This window comes from Streptomyces sp. B21-083 (genome assembly GCF_036898825.1).
Lineage (GTDB): Bacteria > Actinomycetota > Actinomycetes > Streptomycetales > Streptomycetaceae > Streptomyces.
The window spans coordinates 1,483,319-1,501,935 of the sequence record NZ_JARUND010000001.1 but is presented as its reverse complement, the minus strand read 5'-3'; the positions used below and the strand labels follow the sequence as shown (position 1 = coordinate 1,501,935).

The following is an 18,617-nucleotide window of genomic DNA, read 5'->3' as shown; positions in this document are numbered from 1 at the left end:
CAATCGGGTCCGGGGACAAAGCCCCGGACCCGATCGGCATTTCAGTCGCCCTGTTGCAACAGGCTGCTCAACTCGCCGCTTCCCAGCGGGAGTTCCACTCCGTGATCACGGGGCGGTCGTGCTCCGTGGAGAGCCTGCTGACCGTGCCGGTCGCGAGCTGGAACAGCCGCCCGTCGGCGGCCGGCAGCCCGAGGTAACGGGCTGTCAGTACACGCAGGAAGTGCCCGTGCGCCACCAGGATCACGTCACCCTCCGCGAGGGCGTCCTCGATGCGAGCCAGTACGCGGTCCGCGCGCCGGCCCACCTCGTCGGGCGACTCACCCGGGTGCCCGACCGGGCCGGGCACCACCCCGTCCGTGAACAGGAACCAGTCGGGCCGGGTGCGCTGGATCTCGTGGGTCGTCACGCCCTCGTAGCCGCCGTAGTCCCACTCGTGCAGGTCCGGGTCGGTCAACGCCCCGGACAGGCCCGCGAGTTCGGCGGTGCGGACCGCGCGCGTGAGAGGGCTGGTCAGTACTCGGGCGAAGGTCCGTCCGGCGAGGAGCGGAACGAGGGACTTGGCCTGTTCCTCGCCGTGCGCGGTGAGGGGCAGGTCGGTCCAGCTGGTGTGCTGTCCCGACGCGCTCCACTCCGTCTCGCCGTGGCGGACCAGCAGAAGGTCACCCACGGTTTTCTACTCCTTGGACTCGACGGCGTGACCGCCGAACTGGTTGCGCAGCGCAGCGATCATCTTCATCTGCGGGGAGTCGTCCTGCCGGGACGCGAACCGGGCGAAGAGGGAGGCCGTGATCGCGGGCAGCGGCACGGAGTTGTCGACGGCCGCCTCGACCGTCCACCGGCCCTCGCCGGAGTCCTGCGCGAACCCGCGCAGCCGCTCCAGGTGCTCGTCCTCGTCGAGGGCGTTGACCGCCAGGTCGAGGAGCCAGGAGCGGATGACGGTGCCGTCCTGCCAGGACCGGAAGACCTCGCGCACGTCCGTGACGGAGTCGACCTTCTCCAGGAGTTCCCAGCCCTCGGCGTAGGCCTGCATCATGGCGTACTCGATGCCGTTGTGGACCATCTTCGAGAAGTGCCCGGCACCCACCTTGCCCGCGTGGACATAGCCGTACGGGCCCTCCGGCTTCAGCGCCTCGAAGATCGGGTGGAGCCGCTCGACGTGCTCCTTGTCGCCGCCGACCATCAGGGCGTAGCCGTTCTGCAGGCCCCACACACCGCCGGAGACACCGGCGTCGACGAAGCCGATGCCCTTGGCGCCCAGCTCCTCGGCGTGCTTCTCGTCGTCCGTCCAGCGGGAGTTGCCGCCGTCGACGACCGTGTCACCGGCGGACAGCAGGCCGCCGAGTTCGTCGACGACGGACTGGGTGACGGCACCGGCCGGGACCATCGACCAGACCACACGCGGCGCTTCGAGCTTCTCGACCAGCTCGGCGAGGCTGCTCACGTCGGAGACCTCGGGGTTGCGGTCGTAGCCGATGACGGTGTGGCCGGCGCGGCGGATGCGCTCGCGCATGTTGCCGCCCATCTTGCCGAGACCGATCAGACCAATCTGCATGTCAGTTCACTTCCTGAGCGTCACGAAGAGTGCGGTACGTGGCCACGAGGGCGGCGGTGGAGGAGTCGAGGCCGGGAACATCGGCCCCGGTGGTGAGCGCGGGCTCGATGCGCTTGGCGAGGACCTTGCCCAGCTCGACGCCCCACTGGTCGAAGGAGTCGATGTTCCAGATCGCGCCCTGCACGAACACCTTGTGCTCGTAGAGCGCGATCAACTGGCCGAGGACGGAGGGGGTCAGCTCGCGTGCGAGGACGGTGGTCGTCGGGTGGTTGCCCTGGAACGTCTTGTGGGCGACCAGTTCCTCCGGCACCCCCTCGGCCCGCACCTCGTTCGGCGTCTTGCCGAAGGCCAGCGCCTGGGTCTGTGCGAAGAAGTTGGCCATCAACAGGTCGTGCTGGCCCTTGAGTTCGTCACTCAGCTCGGCGACCGGCTCGGCGAACCCGATGAAGTCCGCCGGGATGACCTTCGTCCCCTGATGGATCAACTGGTAGTAGGCGTGCTGCCCGTTCGTCCCGGGCGTCCCCCACACCACCGGCCCGGTCTCCCACTCCACCGGCAGCCCGTCACGGTCGACCGACTTGCCGTTGGACTCCATGTCCAACTGCTGCAGATACGCCGTGAACTTGGACAGATAGTGCGAGTACGGCAGCACCGCATGCGACTGAGCCCCGAAGAAGTTGCCATACCAGACACCCAACAGGCCCAGCAGCAAAGGTGCGTTGCTCTCCGCCGGCGCCGTCCGGAAGTGCTCGTCGACCAGCGCGAACCCGTCCAGCATCTCCCTGAACCGCTCCGGACCGATCGCGATCATCAGCGACAGCCCGATCGCCGAATCGTACGAGTACCGGCCGCCGACCCAGTCCCAGAACTCGAACATGTTCGCCGTGTCGATCCCGAAGTCGGCGACCTTCCCACCATTCGTCGACAGCGCCACGAAATGCTGGGCGACCGCCTTCTCGTCACCGCCGAGCCCCGCCAGCAGCCACGACCGGGCCGACGTCGCGTTCGTGATCGTCTCGATCGTCGTGAACGTCTTCGACGCCACGATGAACAGCGTCTCCGCCGGATCCAGGTCCCGCACCGCCTCATGCAGATCGGCACCGTCGACGTTCGACACGAACCGGAACGTCAACTCCCGCGCCGTGAACGCCCGCAACGCGTCATACGCCATCGCCGGACCCAGATCCGAGCCACCGATACCGATGTTGACGACATTGCGGATACGCCGGCCCGTGTGACCGGTCCACTCACCCGACCGCACCCGCTCCGCGAACCCGGCCATCCGGTCCAGCACCGCGTGCACCGCCGGCACCACGTTCTCACCGTCGACCTCGACCACCGCGCCACGCGGCGCCCGCAGCGCCGTGTGCAGCACCGCCCGGTCCTCGGTGATGTTGATCTTCTCACCCCGGAACATGGCATCCCGCAGCCCGAACACACCCGTCGCGGCGGCCAGTTCCTGAAGAAGGGCGAGGGTCTCGTCCGTGATCAGCTGCTTGGAGTAGTCGATGTGCAGGTCGCCGACCTGTACGACGTACCGCTCCGCGCGCCCGGGATCGGCGGCGAACAACTCGCGCAGTTGGGGTGCGAGGAGCGCACCGGCGCGGTGGTCCTCCAGCGCCGTCCACTCGGGGCGCTGGGTGAGCCTGGGGGAGTCAGACACGAGGGGTCTCCTTGGTGCTGTCGCCCCGCAGGGCGATCGCGTACATCTCGTCGGCGTCGAGGCGCCGCAGCTCCTCGGCGATGAGTTCGGAGGTGGGGCGCACCTTCAGCGCGAGGGTGCGGGAGGGCTGGCCGGGCAGGGTGAGCGTGGCGAGCGGGCCCTCGGGACGGTCGATGACGATCTCGCCCTTGTCGGTGCCGAGGCGGACGGCCGTGACGACCGGGCCCGCGGTGACGACACGGTCGACCTTCACGTCCAGGCGGGCGCCCAGCCAGCGGGCCAGCAGTTCGGCGCTCGGGTTCTCGGCCTCGCTCTCGACGGCCGCCGAGATGATCTTCGTACGGGCCTGGTCGAGGGCCGCGGCCAGCATCGAGCGCCACGGGGTGAGACGCGTCCACGCCAGGTCGGTGTCGCCGGGCGCGTACGAACGCACCCGCGCCTCCAGGGCGGTCAGCGGCTGCTCGACCGCGTACATGTCGGTGATCCTGCGCTGGGCCAGCGCGCCCAGCGGGTCCTTGGCAGGTACCTCGGGGGCGTTCACCGGCCACCAGACGACGACCGGGGCGTCCGGCAGCAGCAGCGGCAGGACCACGGAGTCGGCGTGGTCGGACACCTCGCCGTACGTCCGCAGGATGACCGTCTCGCCGGTACCGGCGTCCGCGCCGACCCTGACCTCGGCGTCGAGGTGCGACTTGGTGCGGTCGCGCGGGCTGCGGGCGTGCCGCTTGATGACGACCAGGGTGCGCGCGGGATGCTCGTGCGAGGCATCCTCGGCCGCCTTGATCGAGTCGTAGGCGTTCTCCTCGTCCGTGACGATCACCATCGTCAGGACCATGCCCACGGCAGGGGTGCCGATGGCGCGCCGCCCCTTCACCAGTGCTTTGTTGATCTTGCTTGCCGTGGTGTCGGTGAGGTCGATTTTCATGGCCTGCGCCAGCTCCGTCCGTCTCGTGCGAGCATCTCGTCGGCTTCTTCCGGGCCCCAACTGCCCGAGGAGTACTGCGCGGGCCTGCCGTGCGTGCCCCAGTACTCCTCGATCGGGTCGAGGATCTTCCAGGACTCTTCCACTTCCTGGTGACGGGGGAACAAATTGGCGTCGCCGAGCAGGACGTCCAGGATGAGCCGTTCGTACGCCTCCGGGCTGGACTCCGTGAAGGACTCGCCGTAGGCGAAGTCCATCGTGACGTCCCTGATCTCCATCGAGGTACCCGGGACCTTGGAACCGAAGCGCACGGTCATGCCCTCGTCGGGCTGGACGCGGATGACGATCGCGTTCGCGCCGAGTTCCTCGGTGGCCGTCGAGTCGAACGGGGAGTGCGGGGCGCGCTGGAAGACGACCGCGATCTCCGTGACACGCCGCCCCAGCCGCTTGCCGGTCCGCAGATAGAAGGGGACGCCCGCCCAGCGGCGGTTGTCGATCTCCAGCTTGACGGCCGCGTAGGTGTCGGTGCTGGACTGCGGGTCGATGCCGTCCTCTTCGAGGTAACCGCTGACCTGCTCGCCGCCCTGCCAGCCCGCCGCGTACTGTCCGCGCACAGTGTGCTCGCCCAGGTGTTCGGGCAGCTTCACCGACTTCAGGACCTTGAGCTTCTCCATCAGCAGCGACTCGGCGTCGAAGGCGATGGGCTCCTCCATGGCCGTCAGGGCCATCAGTTGGAGAAGATGGTTCTGGATCACGTCACGCGCCGACCCGATGCCGTCGTAGTAGCCGGCCCGGCCGCCGATGCCGATGTCCTCGGCCATCGTGATCTGGACGTGGTCGACATACGACCGGTTCCAGATGGGCTCGTACATCTGGTTGGCGAAGCGGAGCGCCAGAATGTTCTGGACGGTCTCCTTGCCGAGGTAGTGGTCGATCCGGAAGACCTGCTCCGGGTCGAACACGTCGTGCAGGACCCGGTTCAGCTCGCGCGCGCTCCTCAGGTTGTGTCCGAACGGCTTCTCGATCACCCCGCGCCGCCAGGAACCCTCCGGCGCGTTCGCCAGCCCGTGCTTCTTCAGCTGCTGGACGACCTTCGGGAAGAACTTCGGCGGTACGGAGAGGTAGAAGGCGTAGTTGCCGCTCGTTCCCCGGGACGCGTCCAGCTCGTCGACGGCCGCGCGCAGTTGCTTGAACGCCTCGTCGTCGTCGAAGTCGCCCGGGATGAACCGCATGCCCTCGGCGAGCTGCTGCCAGACCTCCTCGCGGAACTCCGTACGGGCGTGGTCGCGCACCGAGTCGTGGACGATCTGCGCGAAGTCCTCGTCCTCCCAGTCCCGGCGGGCGAAACCGACGAGCGAGAAGCCCGGCGGGAGCAGACCGCGGTTGGCGAGGTCGTAGACGGCCGGCATCAGCTTCTTGCGGGACAGGTCACCGGTCACCCCGAAGATGACCAGCCCCGACGGGCCCGCGACCATGGGCAGCCGGCGGTCGTCGGCGTCACGCAGCGGGTTCTCCCAGTCCGCCCCGACGCCGTCGCCGAGGTCCGGTTCGGACGCGGTCACGGCTGCGGTGGTGACTGCCGGCAGAGTCGATTCGTCACTCATTCCCCGTCAACTCCCTTACTGTTCAGCGACTTCGTCACGGCGTCCAGCAGGTCGTTCCAGGCGGTCGCGAACTTCGCGACGCCCTCGTCCTCCAGCAGCTTCACGACCTCGTCGTACGAGATTCCGAGCCCCTCGACGGCCGCGAGATCGGCGCGGGCCTGGGCGTAGCCGCCGGTCACCGCGTCGCCGTGGATGTCGCCGTGGTCGGCGGTGGCGTCGAGGGTGGCCTCCGGCATCGTGTTGACGGTGCCGGGCGCGACCAGCTCGTCGACGTACAGAGTGTCCTTGTAGGCGGGGTCCTTGACGCCGGTGGAGGCCCACAACGGGCGCTGCCTGTTGGCGCGGGCGCCACCCAGGGCGGTCCAGCGCTCCCCCTCGAAGACCTCCTCGTACGCCTCGTAAGCGAGCCGCGCGTTGGCCAGCGCAGCCCGGCCCTTGAGGGCGAGGGCCGCGTCCGTGCCGAGCAGCGTCAGGCGCTTGTCGATCTCGGAGTCGACGCGGGAGACGAAGAAGGAGGCGACGGAGTGGATGGAGGACAGGTCGAGGCCCGCGGCCTGTGCCTTCTCCAGGCCGGCCAGATAGGCGGCCATGACCTCGCGGTAGCGCTCCAGGGAGAAGATCAGGGTGACGTTGACGCTGATCCCGAGGCCGATGACCTCGGTGATCGCCGGCAGGCCCGCCTTCGTCGCCGGGATCTTGATCATCACGTTGGGGCGGTCGACCAGCCAGGCCAGCTGCTTGGCCTCGGCGATCGTCGCCGCCGTCTCATGGGCGAGACGAGGGTCGACCTCGATCGAGACGCGACCGTCCCGGCCGGCTGTCGCGTCGTACACCGGGCGCAGGATGTCGGCGGCGGCCCGTACGTCGGCGGTGGTCATCATCCGTACGGCCTCGTCGACCGTGACGCCGCGCACGGCCAGGTCGGCGAGCTGCTCCTCGTAGCCTTCGCCGGAGCCGATGGCGGCCTGGAAGATCGACGGGTTGGTGGTCACGCCGACCACGTGATGGGTGTCGATGAGTCCGGCGAGGTTGCCGGAGGTGATCCGCTTGCGCGACAGGTCGTCCAGCCAGATCGAGACGCCCTCGTCGGAGAGGCGCTTGAGTGTTCCCGCGGTGCGGGCTGTTTCGGTGCTCACTGTGGTCATCTTCCTTCTGGCGGGCGGATCAACCGCGGGCGGCGGCGAGGGATTCTCGCGCGACCCGGGCCACGTTCTCGGCGGTGAAGCCGTACTCGGCGAACAGGGTTTCGGCATCGGCGGAGGCGCCGAAGTGTTCGAGGGAGACGATGCGTCCTGCGTCACCGACGTAGCGGTACCAGGTCAGACCGATCCCCGCCTCGACCGCCACGCGCGCCTTCACCGACGGCGGAAGGACACTCGCGCGGTACTCGGCCGGCTGCTCCTCGAACCACTCCACGGACGGCATCGACACCACTCGCGTACCCACACCCTCCGACTCCAGCGCCTCGCGCGCGGCGACGGCGAGCTGGACCTCGGAGCCGGTGGCGATCAGGACGACGTCCGGGGTGCCCGTGGAGGACTCCCGCAGCACGTAACCGCCCTTCGCGGCGTTCTCGTCGCGGGCGTACGTCGGCACACCCTGCCGGGTGAGCGCCAGCCCGTGCGGGGCCGGGTTCGTGGCGTGCCGCTCGAGGATCTCGGCCCAGACGACGGCCGTCTCGTTGGCGTCGGCCGGGCGGACGATGTTCAGGCCCGGGATCGCGCGCAGGGAGGCCAGGTGTTCGACCGGCTGGTGCGTCGGGCCGTCCTCGCCGAGGCCGATGGAGTCGTGCGTCCACACGTACGTCACCGGCAGCTGCATCAGGGCCGCCAGCCGCACGGCGTTACGCATGTAGTCGGAGAAGACGAGGAAGGTGCCGCCGTAGATACGGGTGTTGCCGTGCAGGGCGATGCCGTTCATCTCGGCGGCCATCGAGTGCTCACGGATACCGAAGTGGACGGTACGGCCGTACGGGTCCGCCTCCGGCAGCGGGTTGCCCTTCGGGAGGAAGGAGGACGCCTTGTCGATGGTCGTGTTGTTCGAGCCGGCCAGGTCGGCGGAACCGCCCCACAGCTCGGGCAGGACCGGGCCCAGGGCCTGGAGCACCTTGCCGGAGGCCGCGCGGGTGGCGACGGACGTGCCCTCCTCGAACACCGGCAGCGCCTCCTCCCAGCCCTCGGGCAGCTGACCTGCCACGACCCGGTCGAACAGCTTCGCCCGCTCGGGCTGCGCGGTACGCCACTCGGCGAGCTGCTTGTCCCAGGCGGCGTGTGCCTCGGCGCCCCGGTCGAGGGCCTGGCGGGCGTGCGCGAGGACGTCGTCGGAGACCTCGAAGGTCCGCTCCGGGTCGAAGCCGAGGACGCGCTTGGTGGCCGCGATCTCGTCGGCGCCGAGCGCCGAGCCATGGGCCGCCTCGGTGTTCTGGGCGTTCGGGGCGGGCCAGGCGATGATCGTGCGCATCGCGATGATCGAGGGGCGCGCGGTCTCGGCCCGCGCCTCCTTGAGCGCCGTGTACAGCGCGCGGACGTCGATGTCACCGCCCAGTTCGGGCTCGATCCGCTGTACGTGCCAGCCGTACGCCTCGTACCGCTTCAGCACGTCCTCGGAGAACGCCGTCGCCGTGTCACCCTCGATGGAGATGTGGTTGTCGTCGTAGACGAAGACGAGGTTGCCGAGCTTCTGGTGGCCGGCCAGCGAGGAGGCCTCGGCGGAGATGCCCTCCTCCAGGTCGCCGTCGGAGACGATCGCCCAGACGGTGTGGTCGAAGGGCGAGGTGCCCTCGGGCGCCTCGGGGTCGAAGAGGCCGCGCTCGTAACGGGCGGCCATCGCCATGCCGACCGCGTTGGCGACACCCTGGCCGAGCGGCCCGGTGGTGGTCTCGACACCGGCCGTGTGCCCGTACTCGGGGTGGCCCGGCGTCTTCGAGCCGTGCGTGCGGAACGCCTTGAGGTCGTCCAGCTCCAGCTCGTACCCCGACAGGAACAGCTGGGTGTAGAGAGTCAGCGAGGTGTGGCCGGGGGAGAGGACGAAGCGGTCACGGCCCGTCCACTCTGGATCCGCCGGGTCGTGCCGCATCACCTTCTGAAAGATCGTGTACGCGGCGGGCGCCAGGCTCATCGCGGTGCCGGGGTGCCCGTTGCCGACCTTCTGCACGGCATCGGCCGCGAGTACACGCGCCGTGTCGACAGCACGCTGGTCGAGATCGGTCCACTGGAGGCTGTCGGATGTGTGCGTACTCATCTTCAAGAAGTCCTCGGTAGGGGTGGAGGAACTGCTCTGACGTGTTCAAACTTAAAAGTCTGACTTTTACGGGGCCAGGTGCCTGTGTGTCACCCTTTGGTGAAAGTGGGACACGGACGGCGGGGACCGGACGGCAAGAGAAGGACATGGCGGACAGAACCATCCAAGACGGCATACGAGACGGCATTCGAGCCGGCGTCCAAGGTGGAGACGCCATCAGGACGTTTCCCTTCCCGGTCGATCTGAGCGTCCTGGGTGTCGGCATGCAGGTCGGGCCGATGTCACCCGACCGCACCTGGCACGACGAAGCACCCCTGGAGCGCGTCCACCGCATCGACTTCCACGTCGTGCTGCTGTTCGACGACGGCCCGGTCAACCACATGATCGACTTCGCCGAGTACGAGGCGACAGCGGGCGACCTGCTGTGGATCCGCCCGGGTCAGGTTCACCGTTTCTCACGCACCAGCGAGTACCGCGGCACCGTCCTCACCATGCAACCCGGTTTCCTGCCCCGGACCACGGTCGAGGCGACCGGCCTCTACCACTACGACCTGCCCCCGCTGCTGCGCCCGGACGGGCCCCAACTCGCGGGCCTGCGGGCGGCCCTGGCCCAGCTGGGCCGTGAGTACGAGGACACGGCCACCCTCCCGATCGGCCTGCACACCTCCGTACTGCGCCACTCGCTCACGGCGTTCCTGCTGCGGCTGTCCCACCTCGCCACGAGTTCGGCGGAGGCGGCGCGCGGGCGGTCCGACACCACGTTCACCCTCTTCAGGGACGCGGTGGAGAAGGGCTTCGCCACCAATCACAGCGTCAGCGCGTACGCCGACGCCCTCGGTTACTCCCGCCGCACCCTCGTCCGGGCGGTGCGCGCGGCGACCGGTGAGACGCCCAAGGGTTTCATCGACAAGCGGGTGATCCTGGAGGCCAAACGGCTGCTGGCCCACACCACCCTGCCGATCGGCCGCGTCGGCGCGGCCGTCGGCTTCCCCGACGCGGCGAACTTCTCCAAGTTCTTCCAACTGCACACGGGGGCGACCCCGGTGGCGTTCCGGGCGGAACTGAGCTGAGGTCACGCGGGGCGGATCTCGCGGAGGATCTCCGAGACGACCGGAACGGCGCCGAGCGTCGGAGCCCGCGCGCGCCGATGCCCCGCGAGGCCCGGAAGGTCTCGCGGGGCATCGGCGACGCCCGTGTCAGTGACCGAAGTTGAACCAGTTCACGTTCACGAAGTCCTGCGCCTGGCCGCTGGTGAAGGTCAGATAGACGTCATGGGTACCGGTGATGGAACTGATGTTCGCCGGAACCGTGCGCCAGCTCTGCCAGCCGCCCGTGTTGCCGATCGAGAAGCTGCCGACCGGTGTGCTCGTACGGCTGTCGAGGCGCACCTCGACCAGTCCGCTCACGCCCGAGCCCGCCCCGCTCGCGACCCTGCCGACGAACTGGGTGGCGGCCGTGGAGCCGAAGTTGACGTTCTGGTAGAGCGCCCAGTCGCCGTTGGCGAGCGAGCCGATGTTCTGTCCGCCGCCGGTGTCGGTGGTGGTCTCCGTGCTGGTGCCCGACTGACTGTTGTAGGACTCGGCCTGGACGGCGCTGTACGCGTCCCGGGTCCCGGTCGGCGGCGGAGTGGTCGTCCCGCCGCCTGAGGTCGACTGGAGGACCTGCACGTAGTCGACGACCATCGGGCGCCCGGAGACCGTGTTCGCGTCCGGTCCGCCGCCGAACGCGGCCGGGAAGGCGCCACCCATCGCCACGTTCAGGATGATGAAGAAGCCGTGGTTGGTGGCGTTGGCCCAGGTGGTCGCGTCGACCTGGTTCGCGGTCACCGTGTGGTAGTTGGTGCCGTCGACGTAGAAGCGGATCGCCTCCGGGCTCACCGAGCGGTCCCACTCCATGCGGTACGTGTGGAAGCCGGCCTGACAGGTGGTGCCGGCGCAGCTGGTGGTGGAGCCGATGCCGGTCGTCTCGTTGCAGGCGCCGCCCGGACTGGTGCCGCAGTGCATGGTGCCCCAGATGGTGTTGAGACCCTGGGTGTTCTCCATGATGTCCAGCTCGCCGACGCTCGGCCAGTTCTGGTAGTTGCCCCGGTAGGGCGCCCCGAGCATCCAGAACGCGGGCCAGTAGCCGAGGGCGCCCGCGCCGGTGACGTTCGGTACCTGGAGGCGGGCCTCGACGCGCAGCTTTCCGCCGGCCGGGGGCTGGAAGTCGGTGCGGTTGGTCTCGACGCGGCCCGAGGTCCATGCGCCCGACGAGTTGCGCACCGGGGTGATCCGGAGGTTGCCGTTGCCGTCGAGCGAGACGTTGTTCGTGCTGTTCGTCATCGTCTCGACCTCGCCGGTGCCCCAGTTGGCGGGGCCGCCGGGATACGAGGTCCCGGTCGCGTACTGCCAGTTGGCGGTGTTGACGCCGGTTCCGGCGGTGCCGTTGAAGTCGTCGAGGAAGACCTGCGTCCAGCCCGTCGGCGGCGTCGGCGCGTCCGCCTGTGCCACCGACACGGCGGCAGCCGCGAGGCTGAGGACGGCGGCGACGGCGACGAGCACGCGCCGGAGGGGGCCGCGTGTGACGGGTGGGCCTGAAGTGAGCGAAGTGCCTGAAGTGTCCCTCATGGGTGCCTCTTCGGGTACGGGGTGGGGATGCGGGGGTGCCTTCGAGAGAGTGTGAGAGCGCTCTCAAAGTGGCCCCAATGTGCTCCCGGTGGCTCCGGCCGTCAAGAGGTGAAACCCAGAATTTCCTTTTGCCACGGGTGAGTTCACCCGATGAAGACATGAATGTGTTAGGGGGCGCTGCCGGCCTTCCAGTCCGCCCACGGCAGGTTCCAGCCGTTGAGCCCGTTGGCCAAGTCTGAGATTCCGGTGAGGACGCCGGCGGCGGCCTGTCGGGCGGCCTTTCCCGGGGTGGCACGCGGAACGTTGATCGTCACGCGGGCTCCGCCGGCGTCCACCAGACCCGGCGTCCCTGGCGTGCCCCGGCCGCCGGGGAGCGCGGTCCTCCTCGTCGGGCTGCCCGTCGCCCAATGCGGTGCCGCCGCCGCAGTGCCGCCGCAGTGCCCCGCAGTGTCGGCGGCCGCGCGAGTCCCGGTCCCGGTCGCGACCGGGACCGCGGGAGAGGCGCCGGGCCACGGGTTCGGGGCTCCGGGTTCCGTCCCCACCGGCTCGCGCCCTGGATCGTTCGGGGCGCTGTCGAGCCGTACGGCACTTCGCCGAACCCGCCGCTCAGCCCCCGCCCGGCTGCCACCCCAGTGCCCGTGAGATACCTCGCGCCGCCAGTCGTACCGCAGGCACCAACACCGGTACCTGGGCGTCGACCTGGGGCACCACGACCGAGACCGCGGCGATCACCGTGCCGCCCGGTCCATGCACCGGGGCCGCCACCGACAGGGCGTCGTCGGTGACCTGACGACTGCTCACCGCCACGCCTGTGCGGCGGACTTCTGCCAGGACACGGCGCAGCGCGGCCGGGTCGGTGATCGTGTGCGGGGTGAAGGCGGCCAACGGGCCCTCGCAGTACTCCTGCTGGAGCGCCGGGTCGCTGTGGGCGAGCAGGGTGAGGCCGACCCCCGTGGCGTGCAGTGGCCAGCGGGCGCCGACCCGGATGTGCACCCCGACCGCCGAACGGCCCGACAGCCACTCGATGTAGACGACCTCGCCGCCGTCCCGTACCGCCAACTGCACGTTCTCGTGCGTCGCTTCGTACAGGTCCTCCAGATAGGGCAGCGCGATCTGCCGCAGCGCCAGTCCGCGCGGGGCGAGCGCCGCGACCTCCCACAGCCTGAGACCGATGTGGTAGACGCCGTTCTCGTCCCGCTCCAGCGCGCCCCACTCGGTGAGGGCGCCCACGAGGCGGTGCGTGGTGGTGAGGGTCAGCCCGGCCCGTCGGCTGATGTCCGTGAGGGTCAGCGCGGGGTGCTCGTGGTCGAAGGCGCTGAGCACGGACAGCAGTCGGTCGGGCGCGGAGCGGGTGGTCATGGGCGGGCAGCTCCCCGGAGTGTCAACGTCACGTCCTTGTATACCGAGGACCGGTGCGCCGCCGCGAGCGGACGGTGCCCGTGTCCGTCACGGGATTACGGGAGTTCACGGGCGGATCCCTTCGGCGGCGGGGGTCTGCCGCGGGACGGGGACGGGGGCGGGGGAGTCGAGCGTGTCGGTGTGTGTCTCGGGCATCCGCCACACGGTGACCGCGGTGATCAGCGCACCGCCGCACAGCAGCAGCGACACGGGCGTACTGCCGCCGCCGTTCGAGGCGAGCAGGCTGGTGGCGATCAGCGGCGAGAAGCCGGCGCCCACCAGCGTCGCCGCCTGGTAGCCGAGCGAGGCGCCGGTGTAGCGCACCTTCGTACCGAACATCTCGGAGAAGAGGGCACCCAGCGGCCCGTACATCGTGGACTGGGCGATGCCGTGACCGAGGACGAGGGCGAGGATCAGCAGTCCGGGTGAGCCGGAGTCGACCAGCCACAGCACCGGGAACGCGAGCGCGGCCGAGGCGAGGGCACCGGCGAGGACCACCGGGCGGCGGCCGACACGGTCGGTGAGCGCCGAGGCGGCGGGCAGGACGACCAGCGCCACGCAGGAGGCGATGGTCACGGCGGTGAGTACCTGGGGACGGCTGTAGCCGTTGTCGGTGGCGTAGGAGATCATGAAGCCGGTCAGCAGTGACTGGGCGGTGAAGGCGCCGATGCCGACGCAGCAGGCGAGCAGCACCGGCTTGGGGCGGCGCAGCACCTCGAAGATCGGCGGCTTGGCGGAGGTCTCCCGCTTGACCCCGGCGAACAGGGGGCTCTCCGCGATCCGCAGCCGGACGAACAGCCCGACGCCGAGCAGTACGAAACTGAGCAGGAACGGTACGCGCCAGCCCCAGGAGCGGAACTGGTCGTCGGGGAGTGTGGAGACGAGGGTGACCACTCCGGCGGAGAGCACGGAGCCGAGCGGGGCGCCCAGCTGGGTGAAACTGGACCACAGGCCGCGCCGGGAACCCTGGGTGCGTTCGGCGTGCTCGACGACCATCAGGGTCGCGCCGCCCCACTCGCCGCCGATCGCGAGGCCCTGGACGACCCGGAGGGCGACCAGCAGGACCGGGGCCCAGACGCCGATCGCGTCGTACGTCGGCAGCAGCCCGATCAGGAAGCTGCCGCAGCCCATCAGGGTCATCGTCAGCAGCATCATCGACTTGCGGCCGAGCCGGTCGCCGAAGTGTCCGAAGAGGATGCCGCCGAGCGGCCGGGCGACATAACCGGCGGCGAAGGTGCCGAAGGCGGCGATGGTGCCGACCGTGGGGTCGGCCTGGGGGAAGAACAGGTCGCCGAAGACGAGCGCGGCGAGTGTGCCGTACACGAGGAAGTCGTAGAACTCGACGGTGGTGCCGAGCAGTCCGGAGAGTGCGACCCGGCGCAACTCCCTTGTGCCTGAGGAGAGTTGGGGGGAAGAGCCGGACGACGAGCCGGAGGACGAGCGGGTTGGCTGCACGGGAGACTCCCTGATGCCGATGCCGTGGGGGGCGTCACCGGTGGGGGACCGCACCGGTGCCTGGGTGAAGTTAGGCATTAATCGAGTGGCAGTCAAGAAGTTGCGCAACATCGCACGTCAGTTGGGTCCGTCCTCCGTGACCCTCTGGAGCAGGGTGTGCAGGGACTCCCGTTCCGCGGGGTCGAGCGGGCTCAGCAGTTCGTTGGTCACGCGCTGGCCGGCCTCGTCGGTGTCGCGGAGGAAGGCGCGGCCGTTCTCGGTGAGGGCGACGATCCGGCTGCGGCGGTCGTCGGGGGAGGGGCGGCGTTCGACGAAGCCCAGCTTCTCCAGGTCGTCCACCAGGCCGACGATCGCACTCGGGTCGTATCCGAGCGCGGTGCTCAGCTCACGCTGGAGCGCGCCCGTCGACGTGGCCAGGAAGCGGACCACCGCGTAGTGGCGCAGCCGTAGCCCCGACTCCTGGAGGAAGGTGTTGAACAACTGGCCGGAGCGCAGGCCCAGCCGGTACAGCAGGTAGCCGGTGTCCGCGTGCAGGCCGCGCATCCAGGGCTCGCGCGCGTCGATCGGGGCGGGGTCGTGGACATCCTGCTGGCGGGCGATGGCGGGCTCCCTCGTCGTGGCCCCGGGCGGGGCGGATCCATGTACAGATTCCAGCATGGCGCACCCATCTGACGGCAACAACTATTGACGTCAACAATTATTGCTCTTAGCTTCGATCTCACGCAGTCGTCTTGGGCTGTCGACTTGAGGCTGTCGTCTTGAGCTGTCGTCTTGTGAAGGGACCTCCCTCGTGCCCAGCATCGATCTGACCGGCAAGGTCGCCGTCGTCACCGGCAGCGGTCGTGGCCTCGGCCTCGCCTACGCGCACGCTCTCGCCGCCGCCGGCGCCTCCGTGGTCGTCAACGACATCGACGAGAGCGTGGCCGAGCAGGCCGTGAAGTCCATCACCGCGGCGGGCGGCACCGCCGTCGCCGAGGTGGTCCCGGTCGGTACGACCGAGGCCGCCGAGCGGCTCGTGAACCGCGCGGTGGAGGAGTTCGGCCGGCTCGACATCCTGGTCACCAACGCGGGCATCCTGCGCGACAAGGTGCTGTGGAAGATGACCGACGACGACTTCGACGCGGTGATCACCACCCACCTCAAGGGCACCTTCACCTGCGCCCGGGCCGCCGCCGTACGCATGCGCGAGCAGGGCGAGGGCGGCACGCTGATCCTCGTCGGCTCCCCGGCCGGTCAGCGCGGCAACTTCGGGCAGACGAACTACGCGGCCGCCAAGGCGGGCATCGCCGCCTTCGCCCGTACCTGGTCGATGGAGCTGGGCCGCGCGAACATCACCGTCAACGCGATCGTGCCGGTGGCCGCCACCGCCATGACCGAGACGATCCCCGCCTTCGCCCCGTACATCGAGGCGCTGAAGAACGGCGAGCCGTTCCCGGCCTTCCTCCGCAAGGGTGAGGGCTTCGGCACCCCCGAGGACTGCGCCGCCCTCGTTCCCTTCCTCGCCTCCGAGGCCGCCCGCGGCATCACCGGCCAGGCCATCGGCATCGGCGGCGACAAGGTGGCACTCTGGTCGCATCCGCAGGAGGTCAGGGCCGCGTACGCCGACGGCGGCTGGACCCCCGAGACCCTCGCCGACGCCTGGCCCACCTCGGTCGGCGCCGAGCTCCAGTCGGTGGGCATCCCCGCCCCCAAGTTCCCGGAGGCGTGACCATGGCGAACATCGACGTCGAGGAACTCGTCGCGATCGACGTCCACACCCACGCCGAGATCTCCTCCAAGGGCACCTCGTCCCTGGCCGACGACCTCCACGACGCCTCGTCGGCCTACTTCAAGGTCGAGGGCAAGCGGAAGCCGACCCTGGAGGAGACCGCCGCGTACTACCGCGAGCGGAAGATGGCAGCCGTCATCTTCACGGTGGACGCCGAGTCCGCGACCGGCACCGCGCCCGTCCCGAACGAGGAGGTCGCCGAGGCCGCCGCCGCCAACCCGGACGTGCTGATCCCCTTCGCCTCCATCGACCCCTTCCGGGGCAAGGCGGGCGTCAAGCAGGCCCGCCGGCTGGTCGAGGAGTACGGGGTCAGGGGCTTCAAGTTCCACCCCAGCATCCAGGGCTTCTTCCCCAACGACCGCTCGGTCGCGTACGAGCTGTACGAGGTGATCGAGGAGACCGGCGCCATCGCGCTCTTCCACACCGGCCAGACGGGCATCGGCGCGGGAGTCCCCGGTGGCGGCGGGATCCGCCTCAAGTACTCCAACCCGCTGCACATCGACGACGTGTCCGCCGACTTCCCCGAGATGAAGATCATCCTGGCGCATCCGTCGTTCCCCTGGCAGGACGAGGCACTCGCCGTCGCCACACACAAGCCGGGCGTGCACATCGACCTGTCCGGCTGGTCACCGAAGTACTTCCCGCCGCAGTTGGTGCAGTACGCCAACACACTGCTCAAGGACAAGGTCCTCTTCGGCTCGGACTACCCGGTCCTCACCCCGGACCGCTGGCTCGCCGACTTCGAGAAGCTGCCGATCAAGGACGAGGTCAGGCCGAAGATCCTCAAGGAGAACGCGGCCCGGCTGCTCGGACTCACAAAGCCCTGACTTCGTAACCCATGTCTCGCAACTCGTAGAGGGGCGCAACGATGCGCAACGAGGGACTGGGGTCTTGGCCCGCCCGCCGGGCCCGCAAGACCCCCCAACGCACCGCCCTGATCCACGGCGACACCACGTTCTCCTACGGACAGCTGTACGAGCGCACCACCCGGCTCGCGCACGCCCTGCGCGACCGGGGAGTGCGCCGCGGCGACCGGATCGCCTATCTCGGCCCGAACCACCCCTCCTACCTGGAGACACTGTTCGCGGCGGGCACACTCGGCGCGGTCTTCGTACCGCTCAACACCCGCCTCGCCGGCCCGGAGATCGCCTACCAGCTCGCCGACTCCGGCACCAAGGCCCTCGTCTACGGCCCCTCGCACGCCGGCCTCGTCGCCGGACTGCCCGGCAACACGGACGTGCGGACGTACGTCGAGGTCGGCGCCGAGTACGAGGACGCGCTCGCCGGCGCCTCCGCCGAACCGGTCGACGCACCGGTCACCGCCGACGACACCTGCATCATCATGTACACCTCGGGTACGACGGGCCGGCCCAAGGGCGCCATGCTCACGCACGGCAACCTCACCTGGAACGCCGTCAACGTGCTCGTCGACCAGGACGTCATCACGGACGAACGCGCCCTGGTCTCCGCCCCCTTGTTCCACACGGCCGGGCTGAACATGCTCACCCTGCCCGTGCTCCTCAAGGGCGGTACCTGCGTCCTGGTCGAGGCCTTCGCCCCGGACGAGACCTTCGACCTGATCGAACGGCACCGGATCACCTTCATGTTCGGGGTGCCGACCATGTTCGACCAGGTGGCCAGACATCCACGCTGGGCCGACGCCGACCTGTCGTCGGTGCGCATGCTCTCCTGCGGCGGCTCACCGGTGCCGACCCCGCTCATCGCCCGGTTCCAGGAGCGCGGGCTCACCTTCCTCCAGGGCTACGGCATGACCGAGGCCTCGCCCGGGACCCTGTTCCTGGACGCCGAGCACGCGGTCAGTAAAGCGGGCTCGGCGGGCGTACCGCACTTCTTCAGCGACGTACGGGTGGTACGGCCCGACCTGACGCCGGCCGAGGTCGGCGAGCCCGGCGAGATCGTGGTCCGCGGGCCGCACGTCATGCCGGGTTACTGGGGGCTGCCCGAGGAGACGGCCGCCTCCTTCACGGACGGCTGGTTCCGCAGCGGGGACGCCGCCCGGATCGACGAGGACGGCTATGTCTTCGTCGTCGACCGCATCAAAGACATGATCATCTCGGGTGGGGAGAACATCTACCCCGCCGAGATCGAGGATCTCCTCCTGGCCCACCCCGACATCGTCGAGTGCGCGGTCATCGGCGTCGCCGACGAGAAGTGGGGCGAGGTGCCGCGCGCGGTCGTCGTGCCCCGCGAGGGCGCGGCCCTGGACGCCGACGAGGTGCTCGCCTCGCTGTCCGGGCGGCTCGCCAAGTACAAGATCCCGAAGTCGGTCGTCATCGCGGACGGACTCCCGCGCACCGCCTCCGGAAAGCTTCTCAAGGCCCGGGTGCGCAAGGCCTTCGGCGCCGGTTCGTAGCCCGCTGCGGCGCCCTCCACCACTTTCGGCTCAAC

General features: G+C 69.6%; 16 protein-coding genes. 4 read left to right on the top strand and 12 right to left on the bottom strand.

Annotated elements, in window-relative coordinates; all coding sequences use genetic code 11:
• Positions 1-67: 67 nt before the first annotated feature.
• The 7 genes from QA861_RS06565 to tkt form a co-directional block, all read right to left on the bottom strand.
• Entirely contained in the window at positions 68-667 is a 600-nt protein-coding gene (locus QA861_RS06565) for a histidine phosphatase family protein (protein WP_334587261.1), read from the bottom strand.
• Positions 668-673: 6 nt separating this feature from the next.
• Positions 674-1,552 carry a phosphogluconate dehydrogenase (NAD(+)-dependent, decarboxylating) gene (gene gnd, locus QA861_RS06560; protein ID WP_334587260.1) on the bottom strand — a complete coding sequence of 293 codons (879 nt, stop codon included), beginning with the start codon at positions 1,550-1,552 and terminating at the stop codon, positions 674-676.
• Between the two features lies 1 nt (position 1,553).
• Positions 1,554-3,215 carry a glucose-6-phosphate isomerase gene (pgi, locus tag QA861_RS06555; protein ID WP_334587259.1) on the bottom strand — a complete coding sequence of 554 codons (1,662 nt, stop codon included), beginning with the start codon at positions 3,213-3,215 and terminating at the stop codon, positions 1,554-1,556.
• Entirely contained in the window at positions 3,208-4,140 is a 933-nt protein-coding gene (gene opcA / locus QA861_RS06550) for a glucose-6-phosphate dehydrogenase assembly protein OpcA (RefSeq protein WP_334587258.1), read from the bottom strand. The genes pgi and opcA overlap by 8 nt, the downstream gene beginning before the upstream one ends.
• The gene (gene zwf / locus QA861_RS06545; protein ID WP_334590476.1) at positions 4,137-5,612 is read right to left on the bottom strand and encodes a glucose-6-phosphate dehydrogenase; all 1,476 of its coding nucleotides are present in this window, start codon (positions 5,610-5,612) and stop codon (positions 4,137-4,139) included. Before zwf ends, opcA begins: the two co-directional genes overlap by 4 nt.
• A 125-nt stretch (positions 5,613-5,737) precedes the next feature.
• On the bottom strand, positions 5,738-6,886 hold the full coding sequence (gene tal, locus QA861_RS06540; RefSeq protein ID WP_334587257.1) for a transaldolase: 1,149 nt from the start codon (positions 6,884-6,886) through the stop codon (positions 5,738-5,740).
• A 19-nt stretch (positions 6,887-6,905) separates the two neighbouring features.
• On the bottom strand, positions 6,906-8,981 hold the full coding sequence (tkt, locus tag QA861_RS06535; RefSeq protein WP_334587255.1) for a transketolase: 2,076 nt from the start codon (positions 8,979-8,981) through the stop codon (positions 6,906-6,908).
• A 146-nt stretch (positions 8,982-9,127) separates the two neighbouring features.
• Between tkt and QA861_RS06530 the strand changes: the two genes are divergently transcribed.
• Positions 9,128-10,051: a helix-turn-helix domain-containing protein gene (locus tag QA861_RS06530; RefSeq protein ID WP_334587254.1), complete on the top strand. Its 924-nt coding sequence runs from the start codon at positions 9,128-9,130 to the stop codon at positions 10,049-10,051.
• A 126-nt stretch (positions 10,052-10,177) separates the two neighbouring features.
• Here the strand turns inward: QA861_RS06530 and QA861_RS06525 are convergent, their stop codons facing one another.
• The 5 genes from QA861_RS06525 to QA861_RS06505 all read right to left on the bottom strand — a co-directional run bounded on the left by QA861_RS06525 (position 10,178) and on the right by QA861_RS06505 (position 15,097).
• Positions 10,178-11,587: a glycoside hydrolase family 16 protein gene (locus QA861_RS06525; RefSeq protein WP_334587253.1), complete on the bottom strand. Its 1,410-nt coding sequence runs from the start codon at positions 11,585-11,587 to the stop codon at positions 10,178-10,180.
• A 167-nt stretch (positions 11,588-11,754) separates the two neighbouring features.
• Positions 11,755-11,901 carry a hypothetical protein gene (locus tag QA861_RS06520; protein ID WP_334587252.1) on the bottom strand — a complete coding sequence of 49 codons (147 nt, stop codon included), beginning with the start codon at positions 11,899-11,901 and terminating at the stop codon, positions 11,755-11,757.
• 292 nt (positions 11,902-12,193) lie between these two features.
• Complete coding sequence (locus QA861_RS06515) at positions 12,194-12,946, bottom strand: IclR family transcriptional regulator (RefSeq protein ID WP_334587251.1); 753 nt, start codon at positions 12,944-12,946, stop codon at positions 12,194-12,196.
• A gap of 105 nt (positions 12,947-13,051) precedes the next feature.
• Entirely contained in the window at positions 13,052-14,368 is a 1,317-nt protein-coding gene (locus QA861_RS06510; RefSeq protein WP_334590475.1) for an MFS transporter, read from the bottom strand.
• A gap of 189 nt (positions 14,369-14,557) precedes the next feature.
• Positions 14,558-15,097 (bottom strand): MarR family winged helix-turn-helix transcriptional regulator, encoded by a 540-nt coding sequence (locus tag QA861_RS06505; protein WP_334587250.1) that lies wholly within the window; start codon positions 15,095-15,097, stop codon positions 14,558-14,560.
• Positions 15,098-15,230: 133 nt separating this feature from the next.
• On the opposite strand from QA861_RS06505, the gene QA861_RS06500 reads away from it, so the two are divergent.
• The 3 genes from QA861_RS06500 to QA861_RS06490 are packed head-to-tail and all read left to right on the top strand — an operon-like array spanning position 15,231 to position 18,582.
• Entirely contained in the window at positions 15,231-16,148 is a 918-nt protein-coding gene (locus tag QA861_RS06500; protein WP_334587249.1) for an SDR family NAD(P)-dependent oxidoreductase, read from the top strand.
• Between the two features lie 2 nt (positions 16,149-16,150).
• Positions 16,151-17,035 (top strand): amidohydrolase family protein, encoded by an 885-nt coding sequence (locus QA861_RS06495; RefSeq protein WP_334587248.1) that lies wholly within the window; start codon positions 16,151-16,153, stop codon positions 17,033-17,035.
• A gap of 41 nt (positions 17,036-17,076) precedes the next feature.
• Entirely contained in the window at positions 17,077-18,582 is a 1,506-nt protein-coding gene (locus QA861_RS06490) for an acyl-CoA synthetase (protein ID WP_334587247.1), read from the top strand.
• The last annotated feature ends 35 nt before the right edge of the window (positions 18,583-18,617 follow it).